Annotated in this window: 18 protein-coding genes and 1 other RNA gene; 11 read left to right on the top strand and 8 right to left on the bottom strand. The window is 38.1% G+C overall.

The features are described 5' to 3' along the window. The first annotated feature begins 1 nt into the window (after position 1). The 6 genes from AC1M9B_RS02855 (at position 2) to AC1M9B_RS02830 (ending at position 4,228) form a co-directional block, all read left to right on the top strand. Positions 2 to 523: a hypothetical protein gene (locus AC1M9B_RS02855; protein WP_481608496.1), complete on the top strand. Its 522-nt coding sequence runs from the start codon at positions 2 to 4 to the stop codon at positions 521 to 523. A gap of 222 nt (positions 524 to 745) precedes the next feature. Continuing rightward, positions 746 to 934 (top strand): hypothetical protein, encoded by a 189-nt coding sequence (locus tag AC1M9B_RS02850; protein WP_481608495.1) that lies wholly within the window; start codon positions 746 to 748, stop codon positions 932 to 934. A gap of 2 nt (positions 935 to 936) precedes the next feature. Beyond that, a complete protein-coding gene (locus AC1M9B_RS02845; RefSeq protein ID WP_481608494.1) occupies positions 937 to 1,815 on the top strand; it encodes a PD-(D/E)XK nuclease-like domain-containing protein in 879 nt (292 codons plus the stop codon). A 14-nt stretch (positions 1,816 to 1,829) separates the two neighbouring features. After that, entirely contained in the window at positions 1,830 to 3,368 is a 1,539-nt protein-coding gene (locus AC1M9B_RS02840) for a recombinase RecT (RefSeq protein WP_481608493.1), read from the top strand. A gap of 130 nt (positions 3,369 to 3,498) precedes the next feature. Then, complete coding sequence (locus AC1M9B_RS02835) at positions 3,499 to 3,924, top strand: phiTE_015 family protein (protein WP_481608492.1); 426 nt, start codon at positions 3,499 to 3,501, stop codon at positions 3,922 to 3,924. A gap of 82 nt (positions 3,925 to 4,006) precedes the next feature. Further along, a complete protein-coding gene (locus AC1M9B_RS02830; RefSeq protein ID WP_481608491.1) occupies positions 4,007 to 4,228 on the top strand; it encodes a hypothetical protein in 222 nt (73 codons plus the stop codon). On the opposite strand, the gene AC1M9B_RS02825 is transcribed toward AC1M9B_RS02830, so the two are convergent. After that, positions 4,138 to 5,439, bottom strand: coding sequence for a tyrosine-type recombinase/integrase (locus AC1M9B_RS02825; RefSeq protein WP_481608490.1), 1,302 nt, complete (start codon positions 5,437 to 5,439; stop codon positions 4,138 to 4,140). The genes AC1M9B_RS02830 and AC1M9B_RS02825 overlap by 91 nt on opposite strands. 217 nt (positions 5,440 to 5,656) lie before the next feature. Between AC1M9B_RS02825 and AC1M9B_RS02820 the strand changes: the two genes are divergently transcribed. The 4 genes from AC1M9B_RS02820 to AC1M9B_RS02805 all read left to right on the top strand — a co-directional run bounded on the left by AC1M9B_RS02820 (position 5,657) and on the right by AC1M9B_RS02805 (position 8,658). Then, positions 5,657 to 6,349 carry an HAD-IA family hydrolase gene (locus AC1M9B_RS02820; RefSeq protein WP_481608489.1) on the top strand — a complete coding sequence of 231 codons (693 nt, stop codon included), beginning with the start codon at positions 5,657 to 5,659 and terminating at the stop codon, positions 6,347 to 6,349. Continuing rightward, positions 6,333 to 6,773 carry an RNA-binding S4 domain-containing protein gene (locus AC1M9B_RS02815; protein ID WP_035263651.1) on the top strand — a complete coding sequence of 147 codons (441 nt, stop codon included), beginning with the start codon at positions 6,333 to 6,335 and terminating at the stop codon, positions 6,771 to 6,773. Before AC1M9B_RS02820 ends, AC1M9B_RS02815 begins: the two co-directional genes overlap by 17 nt. 146 nt (positions 6,774 to 6,919) lie before the next feature. Next, positions 6,920 to 7,963, top strand: a complete 1,044-nt coding sequence (recA, locus tag AC1M9B_RS02810) for a recombinase RecA (protein ID WP_035263652.1) — start codon at positions 6,920 to 6,922, stop codon at positions 7,961 to 7,963. A gap of 119 nt (positions 7,964 to 8,082) precedes the next feature. Beyond that, positions 8,083 to 8,658, top strand: coding sequence for a regulatory protein RecX (locus AC1M9B_RS02805; RefSeq protein ID WP_481608488.1), 576 nt, complete (start codon positions 8,083 to 8,085; stop codon positions 8,656 to 8,658). A gap of 27 nt (positions 8,659 to 8,685) precedes the next feature. Here the strand turns inward: AC1M9B_RS02805 and ffs are convergent. Then, positions 8,686 to 8,782: signal recognition particle sRNA small type (gene ffs / locus AC1M9B_RS02800), an RNA gene on the bottom strand. A gap of 285 nt (positions 8,783 to 9,067) precedes the next feature. Between ffs and AC1M9B_RS02795 the strand changes: the two genes are divergently transcribed. Next, positions 9,068 to 9,895, top strand: a complete 828-nt coding sequence (locus AC1M9B_RS02795) for a YbgF trimerization domain-containing protein (protein WP_481608487.1) — start codon at positions 9,068 to 9,070, stop codon at positions 9,893 to 9,895. 46 nt (positions 9,896 to 9,941) lie between these two features. On the opposite strand, the gene lpxA is transcribed toward AC1M9B_RS02795, so the two are convergent. From lpxA to rseP, 6 genes are read right to left on the bottom strand one after another with little or no spacing between them, the layout of a single operon-like run. Continuing rightward, positions 9,942 to 10,730, bottom strand: coding sequence for an acyl-ACP--UDP-N-acetylglucosamine O-acyltransferase (gene lpxA / locus AC1M9B_RS02790; protein ID WP_035263657.1), 789 nt, complete (start codon positions 10,728 to 10,730; stop codon positions 9,942 to 9,944). Continuing rightward, complete coding sequence (gene fabZ, locus AC1M9B_RS02785) at positions 10,727 to 11,209, bottom strand: 3-hydroxyacyl-ACP dehydratase FabZ (RefSeq protein WP_035263658.1); 483 nt, start codon at positions 11,207 to 11,209, stop codon at positions 10,727 to 10,729. Before fabZ ends, lpxA begins: the two co-directional genes overlap by 4 nt. A 1-nt stretch (position 11,210) precedes the next feature. Beyond that, the gene (gene lpxD, locus AC1M9B_RS02780) at positions 11,211 to 12,281 is read right to left on the bottom strand and encodes a UDP-3-O-(3-hydroxymyristoyl)glucosamine N-acyltransferase (RefSeq protein ID WP_092766345.1); all 1,071 of its coding nucleotides are present in this window, start codon (positions 12,279 to 12,281) and stop codon (positions 11,211 to 11,213) included. 3 nt (positions 12,282 to 12,284) lie between these two features. Continuing rightward, positions 12,285 to 12,773, bottom strand: coding sequence for an OmpH/Skp family outer membrane protein (locus tag AC1M9B_RS02775; RefSeq protein ID WP_373683274.1), 489 nt, complete (start codon positions 12,771 to 12,773; stop codon positions 12,285 to 12,287). Positions 12,774 to 12,801: 28 nt separating this feature from the next. Beyond that, positions 12,802 to 15,324 carry an outer membrane protein assembly factor BamA gene (gene bamA, locus AC1M9B_RS02770; RefSeq protein ID WP_092766346.1) on the bottom strand — a complete coding sequence of 841 codons (2,523 nt, stop codon included), beginning with the start codon at positions 15,322 to 15,324 and terminating at the stop codon, positions 12,802 to 12,804. A gap of 41 nt (positions 15,325 to 15,365) precedes the next feature. Further along, positions 15,366 to 16,721, bottom strand: a complete 1,356-nt coding sequence (gene rseP / locus AC1M9B_RS02765) for an RIP metalloprotease RseP (RefSeq protein WP_481608486.1) — start codon at positions 16,719 to 16,721, stop codon at positions 15,366 to 15,368. Position 16,722 lies beyond the last annotated feature (1 nt).

Below are 16,722 nucleotides of genomic sequence, written 5' to 3'. Positions count from 1 at the left end.
AATGAAATACATACTCGCAATAATAATTTCAATTTTTTCAATAACATCATTTGCTAAAACTGGTTATGAGAATATATTGACTCTTAATACAAGCGATTGGCTTTCTCAAAAAACACCTACTGGCTTTGGCTTAACCTGCAAACTCTGTGATAACCAATTAATGGTTTCTGTAGATGTTGTTCCAGTCAACAAATCCAACCCATACACAAAGTCTAATGCTGATTTCATTTCATATATAATGAAAGATAAAGACGACTTTGCTAAAAAAATGGCTTCTGATGCCGCTATGGGTGGAAAAATTCAACTAATCAAAACGGGTAAAGCTAAAATAAATAATAAAGATGTATTTCGATATGTATTCATAGCAAATACAGGATTAAGTAAAACTTTTGACAATACATCTTTGCTTTTGCATAAAAATAAAATGATTAAAATCACTCTTAATTATTTCGATGGTCACTTCTCTCAAAAAGATAGAGCTCAAGTAGACGCATTGTATAAATCAATTAAATTCACACCATAGTATAGAGTTACAACCCCAAAAACTCTTTGTTCTATAGCCCACCCAAACGGTGGGTTTTTTTTGCCAATAAAAACTTAAAGTTTCCAATTAAAAAATAATTTGTTTCCTTTAATAAACTTTTTATTGACTTAAAAGTTTCCTTTGATAAACTAAATCTCGTACCCAATAAAAAAGCGGCAATGATTTCGAAGGCATGCCGCTTTGCAATTAAGCGAGGTAAGTATGAACCAATTAAAACCAAATAGTCAAACGTCTAAGCGTTTGCGCCAACACCCTACCGAAGCGGAAATGACGACACCTCGTCTTGCATATATCCGCGCCAATATAAAAGAGTTCTCAGTATTTGCTGTAATGGCTGTGCTCTGCTGGCTATTGGTTAGCTTCTTAATTTCTTTGATATTCGGAGGTTGATCATGAATGCACTAATTGAGCTGCCGACTGCAAAGCTCATTGAAAAAATGAGCAACGATGAATATCACGCTCGTTCTGAATTTAGTTCAAGCCAGCTCAAAGATATTTTACGTTCAAGTGCTCATTTCTATTCAAAAAACATTTTGAAAGAAGTTGAGCGTGAATCTAAATCAGCAATGGATTTTGGCACATTGGCTCACACGCTATTTTTAGAGCCTGAGCAATTCGAAAATGAGTTTGTGATTGCGCCTAAATTTGATCGTAGAACGAAAGATGGTAAAGCCCAAGCATTGGCATTTGAAGAAGCTAATCAAGGGAAAATTCTAGTAGATCAGGAACAAGTGGATGGAGCACATCGGATAGTAGCGAATCTTAAAAAACTCAGTTCATACGCTGACATGCAGAACCACTATGGAATGCCAGAAGCAAGCATCTTTTTTGTAGATCCTGAGTTTGGTTTAGAACTTCGTATCCGTCCTGACTGGCACATTGCACCGTGCAAAGCCTTTCCGTATGGGCTGATTTTGGACCTCAAAACAACGACTGATGCACGACCACACAGCTTTTCTAAGAAATGCTCTGACTTTGGATATGACTTAAGCGCAGCTATGTACCGTGAAGGATTTCAACAGTACTACCAGACTGATGAGAAACCGCCTTTTTTATTGCTTGTAGCTGAAAGCTCAATCCCTTTCAACGTTAAGCAGTACAAAGCTTCCGACCTATTTCTAAGTGTTGGTGAAGTTCGGTACCGCAAATCTAAAGAATTACTTGCTGAATCGCTATTGATCAATGAGTGGGATGGCTACTCGACTGATCTTGAAGAGCTGTTTTTACCGTCATACATGACTAAACAAGCTTTAGAAAACGATTTTAACTAATAGGAATATTAATAATGAATACTCAAACTCAAATTACTGCTGCACCTCAAATGAATTCTGTTGGTCTTTTAAACCTAGAAGCTTTTGAACTTTCTCAACGAGTGGCAAAAATGCTTTCAAGCTCGACATTGGTACCAGAACAATATCGCGCTGTACTAAAAGTAAAAGCAGGCAAAGATCAAAGCGGACAATGGATTTACCGTGATGAAGAAAATCCGAATGGATTATCTAACTGTGTAATCGCACTGAATATGGCAAACCGTATGGGTGCAGATCCTTTGATGATTATGCAAAACCTTTATCTTATTGAAGGTCGCCCTTCTTGGTCTTCTCAATTTATTATGGCTTCAATCAATAGTTGTGGTCGTTTTTCTTCACTTCGTTTTGATTTAGAAGATCTAGGAGAAAAGGAAGTTGAGTATCAAGAAACATCTTGGGCGAATGGACGTAAAAGCACATTAACTAAAAAAATCACAATTCAAAACTATGCTTGTACAGCTTGGGCCATTGAACGTGAATCTGGTGAACGTTTGGCATCTTCTAAAATTACTATCGAAATGGCAGTGAAAGAAGGATGGTATCAAAAGAATGGTTCAAAATGGCAAACGATGCCTGAGCAAATGCTTCGTTATCGTGCTGCTTCTTTCTTTGGACGTGTGTATGCACCAGAGTTACTAATGGGATTACGCTCAACTGAAGAGGAGCAAGATCGTATCATTGATGTCACACCAGAAAAGGATGTGAAAGTTGATTATAGTCAGTTAAAACGCTCAATTTTAAGTGCTAAATCCCCTGCTGAACTTAACGCTCTAGAAGAACAAGTGTTTGATATTGAAGACCTGAATACACGTGAAGACTTACATAAGCTTGTAAAAGCTCAGTCAGTAAAATTCATCCCTAAATCGGAGGAACCAGCAGCAAAAAAGCCTGAACCTCAGCTTGAAGATGCTCCACCCAAACAAACAACAGCTGAAAAAAAGCCGACTTCGACCGAGGTGCGTAAAGAGTTCTTAGATCGTATTGCATTGATGAGTAATACAAAAGATTTAGAGACTGTAATCCCTTTTATTAACGGTAACGAAGTCCTCACTGAAGCGCATAAAACCTATTTAGTGAATGCCGTTACAAACAAAATTGAGGACATTAACAAGTCCAAAGTAACCGCTGTGGATCCTAACAAGAGTGCTCAAGTCAAAGGTGGTCTAATGCTAATGATGGATGAGGCTAAAACACTTCCTGAATTAGAAGCTGTAGCACCAAAGGTAACTGAGAACAAAGCAAAGCTCACACCTGAAGATCATCAAGAGCTACTGGTTAAATACAGCGAACGTAAAGTGGTCGTTGCGCAAGGAGATATCTTCGAGTTTGTTACAGAGCAAACACCAGTCGAAAAGTCCATTTCTAGAATCATGAACTGTCAGAGCCAAGATGAGATCAATCAAGTTTGGGCTGAAATTGAAAGTGATCCTTACTTATCAGCATCCTTAACAGAGGACGATAAGAAAGCAATCGAAAGTGCCGCAGATCAACGCGAAGCTGAAATTACAGGCTAATCACAAGCGCCCTTCGGGGCGCAATCCAAGGAGTGGATCGTATGAAACGTGAATATTTTTATGGGTGTGTGATGTTAATTATTTTTGGTTTTTCGGCTGTGGTCGTGACGATATGGGAAAAGGTGGCGTGATGGATATTCAGAAAGAAAGAGAGGCGTTTGAGGATTGGTTTGTTGTTAATTATCACGATGGCGATATCCACCCAAATCATCATCTTTTGGATTTTAAAGAGTGCGACCAAGAATATGTAGATGATCTAGTGAATATGCTTTGGGAAGCATGGCAAGCAGCCAAAGAGAATGCGGTGCAAGCAAGTAGAACTGACTTTGAAATTATTGATTCGACTATTCAGTTGGTTGATTTACTGGGTAATGCAAACCGCTTCCAACGCGATAAATCAAAACCACTCCCTTTTGAGTCTGAAAACCCACGAAATATGGAGTGGTGGCGTTTGGCTTGTCAAATCCAAGAGTTACTTACCGCTACCGATCCAAATAACTGTGACTTTGAAGAATATAAGACCATGATCGAAGCACAGGAGCCAACCAATGACTGAATACTGCTTTATTTGTAAGAAATTTACCGTTCATTGCGGCGTGTTTTGTTCAGTATGCGGATTTAAATAGGAGTAAATTTATATGGCGATTTTTATTACAACTCCAGAATTATTAGAGCGTTATCAAATTTGTGAAGGGACTTTGATCAACTGGCGCAACAATAAAGCTTTCCCACAACCAGTGATCAAAGCACATGGTAGATCACATAGCCGTTATGGCATCAAAGCGGTGGCATCTTGGGAAAAAAGTAGCGGATTGCTTGATAGTTTAGATATTGAACCGCTTCTATCAAATCGTTCATGATTATCTAATATGGCACAAAGCTTATCGAACCACTTCGAATAAGCTTGTGCCTGAGCTTCTAAATACTCATTCAAATCATAAGTTCCCCAAATCTGCGGTAAAGCGTGTCCAAGCATAATTTCACAAATATGCGGTGGCGCTAGATCTGATATGTGCGTTCGCATAGTTCTTCTCAAATCATGAATAGACCAACTTGGCATATCAGCACCAAATATTTTCTTAATATTATTATCAATGTAATACGGTATGGTTGTTTGAAAGCCTTTCGTTAATTGCGTGTACTTTTTCCCATTCACATTCGGAAAAACATATGGACATGAATCTGGTGTCATCGCGAATACAGATTTCAAAAATTCCTCAATTTGAGGAATCAATGGGCGAACGATCCCCTTTCCGTTTTTACGACCAGTCTTATGGTTTTCTACAGGAATATTCCAAACGTGGTTTTCAAAATCAAAATCTGATTTTTTTGCTAAACGAAGTTCACCCACTCGACAACCGAAATGCAAGAGCATCAGAATAAGCGCTTTATTTTTTGATGGCATATTTCTAGATTGCATTGAAGCATGTACAACCCAAAATATTTCTTGTTCAGTTAGAAATCTATTTTTGACAGTCTTTTTAATATTTAAATCTGCAGCTCTCAAATGCTGTAACGGTTGATTTATTAATTTTCCGTGTACACATCCCCAGCGCATTATTAGCTTTAAATTGCCAAGAACCTTTACTGCTACAGTACGAGCATTTTCAGCGATTGAAAACAGGAGCTGTGACCATTCCTGCAATCCAACCTCATCGCAAATTCTTTTGCCGATTACTGGATATACATGAAGCTCAAAGGCCCTTGAATCATCTTTCATGGAGACTTTGGTTACTGCGACTTTATTGAACCACTCTGTACAAATCTCTTTGACTGTAGGCTGGCTAAAATAATTTTGTTCTGTTTTTAGTTTTAGTTGATACGGATCTTTGCCCTGGTCTAATTGAGCCTTGAATAATAAAACTTGGTTACGTGCATCTTTTAAGCTCATTAAAGGATATGTTCCAACATCGAGCCTTTTACTTTTTCCGTTGAATCTGTAGCGGTACTGGAAAACAATTTTTCCCTTTGGTGAGATGCGTACAGAAAGTGAATCACGGTCAGTAACGACTTCAACTTTATCTCTCTCTTTACCATTATTCGATTTCAACCATGAATCACTTAAAGCCATGAAGCCCCCACACTATTCCGCTATAATGGACACGAATTTGTACAAACTAAAAATATGTACACAGTTTTGTACATAATTTTGCTTGAAAGGTAAATATTTTTGTTCAAGTTTGAAAATATTTTATTTGAGTTAATTTTAATTTAAACATCCAAAATCTATGTAAATATTGAAATTTTCTCATTGATTTTAAAGTTTGAAAATATTTGAGGAATCTTGAATGGACAAACCGATCATCATGTTCGACATGGATGGAACCCTACTCGATCTTGCTTTTGACGATTTAATTTGGAATCACAAACTCCCTGAGCGACATGCCAAAACTCATCAAATCAGTTTAGAGCAGAGCAATCAAATTCTATTTAAATTTTATCAAGATCATAAGCACACGCTCGATTGGTATTCTACGCGCTTTTGGACAGCCAAAGTCGGCGTTGATACTTTTCAGCTTCAACACGATCACAAAGAATTCATCAAGCCGAGACAGGGATGCATTGCGTTATTATCAAGCCTTAAGCAAGCTGGATACCGAATATGGTTAGTCACCAATGCTGATGAAAGAGGTTTGGCATTGAAAATGAATCAAGTTGACCTCACCTCTTATTTTGAAGTGATGATCAGTAGTGAAACAATCGGTTTTGCTAAAGAGCGTTTTGAATTTTGGGATCAATTACAGCAAATGCACCCATTTGAACCTCGTCACTGCGTTCTCGTTGATGATACTGCGGTTGTACTCGAAGGTGCTAAATCTTTTGGTATTGAGCATCTAATCACAATTACCCAACCATCTAGCGCTCAACCTGAGCGCGAAAGGTCTAAACTTCAGTATCCTGCAATTAATGATCTAAGATCATTAATCCCCTATTTAGACCAAATTAACCATGAGAAAGAAATGAATGTCAAAACAGCATGAAACTAAAATCACTGATTCAATGCGAATTGATAAGTGGCTTTGGGCAGCACGCTTTTTTAAAACCCGCTCAATTGCCAAAGCAGCAATCGAAGGTGGTAAAGTTCATCACAACAATGATCGTGTTAAAGTTTCCAGAGAAGTACGTGTAGGAATGGAGTTAACGATTCAGCAGGGATTTGAAAAGAAAACCGTCATTGTGAAAGCATTATCATCTGTACGAGGCGGGGCACCTACTGCACAATTACTCTATGAAGAAACTGAAGTCAGTATCGCGCGTCGTGAGTTGCTTTCTGCACAAAGAAAATTGCATAATCTTGCACGACCAGATCATCGACCAAGCAAAAAAGATCGACGTGATATTACAAGATTCCGTCAACAAAATGGTCAGCAATATGACGAAGTTTGGTCATACGATGATGAATAAGTTAAAGCGACAAATACTGTCGTTTTGAAGTTTAAAATTATAGAACAGTTCGATTTTTTCTGTCACTATAAATGCCGTGGACATTAGACTTAATTAAAGACATCCACTTAAGTTATCAGTGATTTACATCGTTTTGAGGTTATGAGATGGATGATAATAAAAGCAAAGCACTGAGTGCTGCTTTAAGCCAAATTGAAAAACAATTTGGTAAAAATACGGTAATGCGCCTTGGTGACAATACTGTTCAAGCTGTAGAAGCTGTATCTACAGGCTCTCTTACATTGGATATCGCACTAGGTATTGGTGGTTTACCTAAAGGCCGTATTATTGAAATTTATGGTCCAGAATCATCAGGTAAAACCACCATGACACTTCAAGCGATTGCGCAATGTCAAAAAGCTGGTGGTACTTGTGCATTTATCGATGCTGAGCATGCTTTAGATCCTCAATATGCTCGCAAACTTGGTGTAGATATCGATAACTTATTGGTGTCACAACCTGATCACGGTGAACAAGCACTAGAAATTGCAGATATGCTGGTACGATCTGGCGCTATCGACTTAATTGTTGTCGATTCTGTAGCAGCCTTAACCCCTAAAGCCGAAATTGAAGGTGAAATGGGTGACTCTCATATGGGTCTACAAGCACGCTTGATGAGCCAAGCATTGCGTAAAATTACAGGTAATGCAAAGCGCTCCAACTGCATGGTGATCTTCATTAACCAAATTCGTATGAAAATTGGTGTCATGTTTGGCAGTCCAGAAACCACTACTGGTGGTAATGCGCTCAAATTCTATGCTTCTGTACGCTTAGATATTCGCCGCATTGGTCAAGTGAAAGAAGGCGATGAGATTGTTGGTTCTGAAACACGCGTTAAAGTGGTGAAGAACAAAATGGCACCTCCTTTCCGTGAAGCATTATTCCAAATCATGTACGGTAAAGGTACAAATCAGCTTGCTGAATTGGTCGATCTCGCTGTACAACAAGAACTTGTTCAAAAAGCTGGTGCTTGGTATTCATACCAAGGTAACAAGATTGGACAAGGTAAGAACAACGTGATTCGTCATCTTGAGGAAAATCCTCAACTTGCACAAGATCTTGATCGCATGATTCGTGAACAGTTGTTAACCACAGCGACTCCAGCTCCAACCGAAGAAAATGACGAAGAAGCTGATTTATTTGAAGTATAATTTTTCAAAAAATTTGAAATCGAAGCGCCCAAATTATGGGCGCTTTTGTTTAAGAGCATGGATTTAAAATGTCAGAGAAGTTTCCCAAGTTCATTCATTATGAGGACTTAAAATCAATAATGAATGAAGATGAACCTCAACATCTCATCAATGATCAACATGTGGCTAGCCAACACCCGAAAAATCAAGCATCAGATGAATGTGATTTAGATGACAACCATTCATCAGCTCTAGCACAAAATAAAGGCTTAACAGGAACTCGTTTGAGATCGTATGCATTTGCAGTCTTAACTCGCAAAGAATACTCAAAAAAAGACTTAATCGATAAACTTGCTTTGTATGCACAAAATAAGGAAGAGGTTTTGAGCTTAGTTGATGAGCTAGCGCGAGAAAATTATCAAAGTGATGCTCGCGTTGCAGAAATGACGGTACGCAGCCAATTACGTAAAGGAAAAGGTCCAAATCGAATAAAGCTAGCGCTTAAAAGCAAACACGTTGATAAAGCCTTGGCTGAACCAGAAATGGAAGAAATAGATTGGTATGAACAAGCATACTTATTGAAGGTCAAAAAATATGGCTATGAAGTTGCTCAGGACGCAAAATTAAAAGCAAAACAAATTCGCTTTTTACAATATAGAGGCTTTGAAATGGATGCGATTATGAAAGCTATAAAAAGAAAAGAGAATGAAGAATAAGAAATAAAATTATTATAATGGTGGCAACCCTACTAGCAAAACTCCGGCACATCATAGTTCTGATACCGTTGCTACCTTCCGGTCCTGGCGGGGTTCTCAGAGTACAATTGCGAAGCCACCAGCAGGGCTACCATTGCAAGAACAGAGTATAGAGATTTTTAACGATCTTGCAAGACCATAATGGGCTTTAAAGGCACTAAAAAAGTTCAAGTGAATATTTACTAATCTATTAACAACAAACTTGATATTTTTCATCTAAATAACTTCAACTTAAATTTCTTCATTTATACAGTTTCATTGTAAATTTATATTGATTTTAAATGCTATGACGTTTTTAATGATCTGATTATTAAGAATTGAAAATACTCAAAGTTCAAATTTGAGTATGGACACAAATGGAATAATGAACATGCTCAATAAGCGTACTTTTCTTGCACTAGCATTGATGAGCTCAACATCAGTTTTTGCCAATATTCCTATCGAATCAAAAGGATTAAGCCAAAATTCGAGTTTGAACCAAACAGCAGTCGCAGCGAATAACACCGCTACAGCCCCTACCAACACCAGTTGGCAGCTTATCCAACAAAGTCAACGCTTAGAAAATCAAATTCGTGCACTTCAAGGCAAATTAGAAGAACAAGAACATCAAATTAATCAACTGACCAACGAATTAAAAAATCGCTATACAGATCTAGATCAAAGATTAGAACTCCTTCAACAAAAAATTGATCCTGTGGAAGAGTCCAATATCGAGGATCCTAATGCTGCACCACCCGTTCCTAATGAGTCAACTGCACCAAGCACTAGCACTAACTCAAATACCACAGCATCACAAAATGCAACGAACTTGAATCAAACCAACCAACAAGAACTTGATAAAGCAGCTTATACAGTTGCCTTAGATGCATACAAACAAGGTGGCGCAAAAAAAGCCATTGCACCTATGCAAAACTTTGTACGTAATAATCCAAATAGTGTGTATACAGGTAATGCCTATTTTTGGTTAGCTGAATTCAATTTAGCAATTGAACCACCCAATTATGAAGAAGCAAGAAAACACTATGAAACTGTCGCTTCGAAGTTTCCAAACTCAGGAAAAGCACCGCGATCTTTATATCAGCTGTATAGCATCGCGAAAGATGTAAATAAAAACGCTCAAACTGCTGAAATTTATAAAAATAAACTACTAAGCACCTATCCTGACTCAGAAGAAGCTGGATATTTCAAAAAAAGTTAAATAAAAAAGACATCATAAGATGTCTTTTTTTTGCTAGCAAAAGCTCTTAACGAACAATACCGCGCTTAGATTCATTTAGAGAATCTATGAGGAGCTGAGCTTCAGAAACATTTGGTAAAATTTCAGCAGTAATCTGCTCAATGGCTTGTTGTGTCGTCAGACCACTTTTATAAATCAACTTAAATGATTCTCGTAAACCATTGATTACATCTTTGGACCAACCCTTACGACGCATACCTTCTACATTCATTCCAAATGCATGCGCCGGATTACCAGACACCATCACATAAGCAGGAACATCCTTCAAAATCAATGATGCTCCACCAATCATGCTGTATGAGTCGATTTTACAGAATTGATGAATACCGGAGTTGCCACCGACAACAACGAAGTCACCAACATGCACATGACCTGCGACACCAACATTGTTTGCAAAAATGTTGTTATTACCCACCACACAGTCATGCGCAATATGCGTATTGACCATCAACAGATTATTACTACCAATTTTAGTAATACTTTGATCCTGCACTGTACCGCGATGCAGACTGCAATGCTCACGAATTTTGTTGTTGTCGCCAATCTCAAGCCAAGTTTCTTCACCAGCATACTTAAGATCCTGACACACCTCACCCACACTGGCAAACTGGAAAATTTCGTTTGATTTACCGATGCGAGTATATCCACCAACCACCACATGAGAATGTAACACTGTCCCACTATCAATCGTCACATGAGGACCAATAATCGAATAAGGACCAATTTTTACATCAGAAGCAATCGTTGCCGTAGGATCAATAATTGCTGTAGGGTGGATTAAATCACTGTTACTCATGCTTGCTCTAATTTCTGATGAGAAATAATAATTTCAGCTGTCGCTGCAATTACACCATCAACGCTCGCACTACAAAGATACTTGTAAATACCACGTTTCTGCATTACAAGCTCTGATTTTAACACGAGTTGATCACCAGGAACGACTTGTTTTTTAAAACGAACTTTTTCAGCGCCAGCGAAAAGAAAAAGTGAACCCGGTTTGGGTTTTTCATTGTTCATAATAAAGCCAAGAACGCCAGAAATTTGTGCCATCGCCTCAACGATTAAGACACCCGGCATGATTGGATAACCTGGAAAATGACCTTGCATAAACTCTTCATTTATGGAGACATTTTTAAATCCAACAATTCCATTCTCAGTCACTTCTGTAACACGGTCTACCAATAGAAATGGATAACGATGCGGCAAATATTCACGAATTGTTTGAATATTCATCGGCAATTCAGGAATTGAAAAAGATAAAGTAGACTCTGTCATATTATTTACGCAATTTTAAAGTTGATTCGATTGACTCTAACTGAGCCTGCATATCATCTATTTGTTTGACTAATTTGGTCAATGGCACATCTGCTAATTGTCTTAGACGAACAACTGTCCGTTTCCAACGAGAATTTTCGAGCAATCCCATTCCTGAAGAATATGTACCAGCTTCTAAAATGCTACCTGTGACCATTGACATTCCAGTTAGCGTCACATTATCTACAATTTTTAGATGTCCTGAGATACCACAAGCACCTGCAAGGATACAGTTTTTGCCAATCACAGTACTGCCCGCAATACCGCATTTTGCAGCAATTGCAGTATTTTCACCGATTTGAACGTTATGTGCGACTTGCACAAGATTATCAATAATCACACCATCATGAAGTATAGTGTCATCTAAAGCGCCACGATCAATACTACAGTTAGAACCAATTCTGACATCATTTCCAATTTGAACAGACCCGAGTTGAGCAATTCGGTTCCACTTACCTTGATAAGGAGCAAAGCCAAAACCCTCTCCTCCAATTACGGTATTCGCATGGATACGAACACGTTTAGCAATTTTAGATCGACCCGTAATCGTGACATGCGAATCAATGAAACAATCCTCACCGATTTCAACATACTCATCAATTTTAGTTTGCGAATGAATTACTGTATTTGAACCAATCACGGCATGTGGGCCAACTACAACGTAATGACCAATGTATACATTATCTCCAATCATAGCACTCGGATCGATTACTGCGGTGGCCTCGATTCCACGTTGCACAGTTTTAGATTCGAACACATGAGTTAAAATCGCGAAAGCAAGATACGGATTTTGTACGACAATAAAATTATTATGCTGATTAAGCTGAGCCTGCATCTCAGAAGTGACAATTAAGGCACCTGCTTGAGATGAAATCGCTTCGTCTAAATACTTATCAGAATTTACAAAAGAAATTTGGTTTGAGTTCGCTTGAGTTAAACTTGCAAGACCCTCTAGCAACAGATCTGCATCACCAATAACTTGGCCTTGTACAAGTTTGGCCAAGTGATCGAGACGAAATTGATTTGATTTCATTGACTATTTGATTGCATTAACCTTTTGAATCATTTTAGCAGTTAAATCGTATTTTGGGTCATATGCCAAGGCAGCATTTTTATTTAAAACTAAATCAAGATTATTTTCTTTGCGCAATTGTTCAGCAACTTGTTTAATTCTTGAGTCGAAAACTTTATTTGTATTTTGAATGGTGCTTTGAACACGTGATTGAACAGTCTGTTGCAAAGATTGAAATTCGTTCATCTTCGTTTGATATTGAGAGGATAGTTGCTGGGCATTCGATTGATTGGCTTGAGCCGATTTAGCCAACGCTTCAATTTCTTTACCCAATTGTTCTAATTTTACCGTTTGCGGTTTAATTGTCTGCTCAAGCTGAGTATTCTGCTGTTTTAAGTACGTGCTATTTTCAACGACTTTTTCTAAATCAATTACTCCATATCCTGCTGCATGCGCAAAGCCAACTACAGATGTGAGTAAAACCGTTGAAATCGTTGTTTTAAACATATTCATTATTATTCCTTAAAGGCAAAAGGCCGTACTAGAAAGTACGACCAATTTCAAATTGAACAGACTTAGTTTCATCACCAGGCTTATCATTCAGTGGGTACGCATAGCTTAATGATAGTGGACCAATCATCGTAATCCATGTGAAGCCTACACCAACACTATATCGCATATTTCCAGCATCGAAACCAAAGTTGTCTTTACAGTATTGTCTAGCATCGAATGCAGTCGAATTGGTTGCGCCAAAATAAATATTTCCAGTAGGTACGTCACATTGAGTGTCGAACACTTGAGCACCTTCTGCAAAAATAACAGGACGGACCTGTCGCGCCCAGTCGCCTTTAAAAGGAACTGGTAAGATTAATTCAGTACCAAATTGAACTAATGCATTACCCCCCACCTCTTCAGGGTTTCTATCTTCTCGAGTTAGAGCAGCATCTGTAATACTCGGATATTTTGGACCTAATGTACTATTATCATAACCACGAACAGACCCATAACCACCAGCGTAATAGTTTTTATAGAATGGTAAATCATTACCGAAACCTACCTTACCATAACCACGCCATACAAAATCCTTTCCTAAAGGAATAAAGGCTTGAGTATCGTATGTTACCTTCTGATATTCAACATCACTACCCGGCAATGCAATCTCTGCATTAACACGATGAGACATACCCGACGTTGGGAAGCGTGGATTATTTAATGTGTTATAAGACCAACCTAAATTTAAACTATAAGTAAAGAAATCACCTTTAAACTCATTACCGTACTCAACTTCAGGTTCAGAGCAAGGTTCATAACCAATTACATTACCGTTATCATCTTTAATTGGCTCTAAGTCGACTGGACAATACTTACCAGTACTTGTTTCCCTACCACCATTGGCAAGTAAATAATCACGCACATAAGTAGAAACAAATGGACCAGTCGTTACTTCAGTTTGATCAATATTAATACCAGCACTTAAGCTCTGATTCTCATCAATTGGGTAACCAAAGCTCAGACCACCACCGAAGCTATCTGTAACATAATTGTTAACGTTATAGTCTTCGTCTAATTTCGTCTTACGATAATAGAGATTGTAACCACGGCTGACACCATCAATTGTAAAGTATGGATCAGTAACACTTAGGTTATAATAATCTTGTGTCTCAGAACGAGAAAGATCAATCGCTACACGGTTACCTGTACCTAAGAAGTTAGTTTGACTTAAACCTGCTTGGAACGTAATACCCCCGTTTTGCGAATAACCCACAGCTAAAGTACTTGATCCTGAGTGTTGTTCTTCAACAGCGATATTCAAATCAATCTGATCAGGCGCCCCCGGAACACGTACCGGCTTAACATCTACTTTACTGAAAAATCCAGTACGCATTAAACGGACTTTTGAAAGATCAATTTTTTCGTTACTCGCTAATGCACCTTCCATCTGGCGCATTTCACGACGTAAAACTTCATCAGCAGTCTTGGTATTACCTGTAAAATTAATACGTCTAACCGTAACTTGCTGACCCGGATTGATGTAATAATTCAAATTAACTTTTTTTGTTTCATTGTCAATTTGAGGCACAACATTAATTTCAGCATAGTAATAACCAGCATTACCATACTTACGCTGTAACAACTGTTTTACTGCATTCACCAACTCTTGTGAGTAAGTTGCATCATCTTTATAAATCTTTAGTGCACGAAGATCTTCGTCTTTATATAAAGCATCACCTAAAAATTTGGTTTCACCAAATTTAAATTGCTCACCCTCATTCATTGAAACTTCAATGAAAATATTTTTTTTATCTTCACTGATATTCAAATTAGAGTTGGTAATTTCAAAATTGATATAACCTTTATTAAGGTATAAAGCTCTTAATGCTTCAAGGCTTGCTGCCATTTTTTCACGCGCGTAGCGATCATTTCTGGAAATGACAGATAACCATCCGCTTTCCTTGACAGCAAAGACTTGCTTAATTTCATCGTCTTTAAATACAGTATTACCAATTAAATTAATTTCAAAAACTTTAGCTGGTTTACCTTCAATGAAATTAATATTGACATCAACACGGTTATTGGCTTTTGCAACAGTTTCGACCTGAATATCCGCATTATAGCGACCTTGTTGTGAATACTGCTGTTCAAGCTCAGTTTCTAGCGTCTGAAGTGCAGATTTAGTGAGCACCTCACCTTCAGCTAGACCCATTTTCTTCAAGCCCTCTTCCAAGGCTTCTTTTGGAATGAGCTTATTACCCTTGAAATTGATTTTAGAAATAATAGGACGTTCAACGACTTTGAAAACCAAAACATCGTTTTCTTTGAAAGCTTGAATATCATCAAACGAATTAGAGGCATACAACGCACGAATCGCATTCGCAATCACTGGATCATTAATGCGATCCCCAGCATTCACCGGTAACATTGCGAGTACATTAGCTTGCGTTAGTCGAACTAATCCATCAACACGCACATCCCGCGCGATAAACTCGTCTGCTGCATATACTTGTTGTACTGCTGCCATTGCGCTAACGAGTGCCAATGGCATAAATAAATGTTTGTGCTGCATGCCTATTGTTTTCCAGTAAGTTAATTATCCATCTATAACGCTTATAAACGCATAAAATCATTAAATATTGCGAGAAACATCATACTTCCCAGCAACACCATACCAATTTTTAATCCAACCAATTGTATTTGTTCAGAAACAGGTTTACCACGAATTAATTCAATTATGTAATAAACTAAATGCCCACCATCCAACATCGGAATCGGAAGCAAATTTAATATCCCCAAACTTACACTCATTAATGCCATAAATGAAATGAAAGTTTGCCACCCCATTTCAGCACTTTGACCTGCAACTTTAGCAATCGTAATTGGACCCGAGAGATTATCCAACCCAATCAATCCTCGAATCATTTTGACAATTGAGCCAAGGATCATAGAAGATAATTGACCCGTTTTTTCAACCGCTACCACGAAAGCTTCCGCTGGATTATATTGAATTGTATGCTTATATTCAGCAGGAATATTGATCTGACCAGATTGAGCTTGCACTCCCAACATTCCTGTCGTATTGCCCATATTGTCACGCTTTCCTTGCGGCATGACGTTTAATTGAACAATCTCGCCTTGACGCATCACTTCGATATTCAATAGTTTTTCTGGTGATTTTTGTACTATATCAACAACTTCAAACCAATCGTTAATTTTTTTATTATCAATCGCGACAATTACATCACCTTCTTTCATCCCTTGGCGTATAGCAGCACCATCTTCAGATAATTTATGTACAACTGGTTGAATATGAGGTCGATATGGTAAAAACCCCAAGACATCCAATGGTGATTGAGACTGATCTTTTAAAAATTGCTGAATCGGTAAATTAAAAGTTTGTACCTGACCATCACGATCAGCTTGAATTTGAATCGTACCAGTTTCACCTACGCGATCAATCAGCGCATAATTCAATTTTTCCCAAGTTGGTGTCGCAGTTCCATCCACTGCTATGATTTTATCACCAGAACGCATCTCTACTTGTGCGGCTGGCGTATTTTTAATCACTTTACCAACTCGAGTGTTTAATTGTTCCTGAGCTGGTAAGAACAGAATCCAAAAAAGTAAAACAGCAAAAATTAAATTAACAAGTGGTCCCGCAGCAACGATTGCAATTCGTTTTAAAGGGGATTGCCGATTAAACGCATAAGGTAAATCTTCTGCACTTACATTACCTTCACGCTCATCTAGCATTTTTACATAACCACCTAAAGGCAATGCAGAGAGCTGATATTGAATGCCTGACTTTTTAGAGGTCCACTTTAGAACTGTTGGACCAAATCCAATTGAATACACAAGAACCTTAACGCCAAGTTTTCGTGCTACCCAGTAATGTCCAAATTCATGAATTGCAATCAATGGACCTAGAAGCAAAATAGCCGCGACGATAATGAAAAGTATATTCATC

The sequence above is a fragment of the Acinetobacter sp. ANC_7513 genome (assembly GCF_056779915.1).
This window is presented reverse-complemented; position numbering and strand designations above follow the sequence as displayed.

What these genes read in the sequence shown, in the direction of transcription:
- AC1M9B_RS02855 (WP_481608496.1), top strand. Translation starts at nt 2, where the DNA reads ATGAAATACATACTCGCAATAATAATTTCAATTTTTTCAATAACATCA.
- AC1M9B_RS02850 (WP_481608495.1), top strand. Translation starts at nt 746, where the DNA reads ATGAACCAATTAAAACCAAATAGTCAAACGTCTAAGCGTTTGCGCCAA.
- AC1M9B_RS02845 (WP_481608494.1), top strand. Translation starts at nt 937, where the DNA reads ATGAATGCACTAATTGAGCTGCCGACTGCAAAGCTCATTGAAAAAATG.
- AC1M9B_RS02840 (WP_481608493.1), top strand. Translation starts at nt 1,830, where the DNA reads ATGAATACTCAAACTCAAATTACTGCTGCACCTCAAATGAATTCTGTT.
- AC1M9B_RS02835 (WP_481608492.1), top strand. Translation starts at nt 3,499, where the DNA reads ATGGATATTCAGAAAGAAAGAGAGGCGTTTGAGGATTGGTTTGTTGTT.
- AC1M9B_RS02830 (WP_481608491.1), top strand. Translation starts at nt 4,007, where the DNA reads ATGGCGATTTTTATTACAACTCCAGAATTATTAGAGCGTTATCAAATT.
- AC1M9B_RS02825 (WP_481608490.1), bottom strand. Translation starts at nt 5,439, where the DNA reads ATGGCTTTAAGTGATTCATGGTTGAAATCGAATAATGGTAAAGAGAGA.
- AC1M9B_RS02820 (WP_481608489.1), top strand. Translation starts at nt 5,657, where the DNA reads ATGGACAAACCGATCATCATGTTCGACATGGATGGAACCCTACTCGAT.
- AC1M9B_RS02815 (WP_035263651.1), top strand. Translation starts at nt 6,333, where the DNA reads ATGTCAAAACAGCATGAAACTAAAATCACTGATTCAATGCGAATTGAT.
- recA (WP_035263652.1), top strand. Translation starts at nt 6,920, where the DNA reads ATGGATGATAATAAAAGCAAAGCACTGAGTGCTGCTTTAAGCCAAATT.
- AC1M9B_RS02805 (WP_481608488.1), top strand. Translation starts at nt 8,083, where the DNA reads ATGAATGAAGATGAACCTCAACATCTCATCAATGATCAACATGTGGCT.
- AC1M9B_RS02795 (WP_481608487.1), top strand. Translation starts at nt 9,068, where the DNA reads ATGCTCAATAAGCGTACTTTTCTTGCACTAGCATTGATGAGCTCAACA.
- lpxA (WP_035263657.1), bottom strand. Translation starts at nt 10,730, where the DNA reads ATGAGTAACAGTGATTTAATCCACCCTACAGCAATTATTGATCCTACG.
- fabZ (WP_035263658.1), bottom strand. Translation starts at nt 11,209, where the DNA reads ATGACAGAGTCTACTTTATCTTTTTCAATTCCTGAATTGCCGATGAAT.
- lpxD (WP_092766345.1), bottom strand. Translation starts at nt 12,281, where the DNA reads ATGAAATCAAATCAATTTCGTCTCGATCACTTGGCCAAACTTGTACAA.
- AC1M9B_RS02775 (WP_373683274.1), bottom strand. Translation starts at nt 12,773, where the DNA reads ATGAATATGTTTAAAACAACGATTTCAACGGTTTTACTCACATCTGTA.
- bamA (WP_092766346.1), bottom strand. Translation starts at nt 15,324, where the DNA reads ATGCAGCACAAACATTTATTTATGCCATTGGCACTCGTTAGCGCAATG.
- rseP (WP_481608486.1), bottom strand. Translation starts at nt 16,721, where the DNA reads ATGAATATACTTTTCATTATCGTCGCGGCTATTTTGCTTCTAGGTCCA.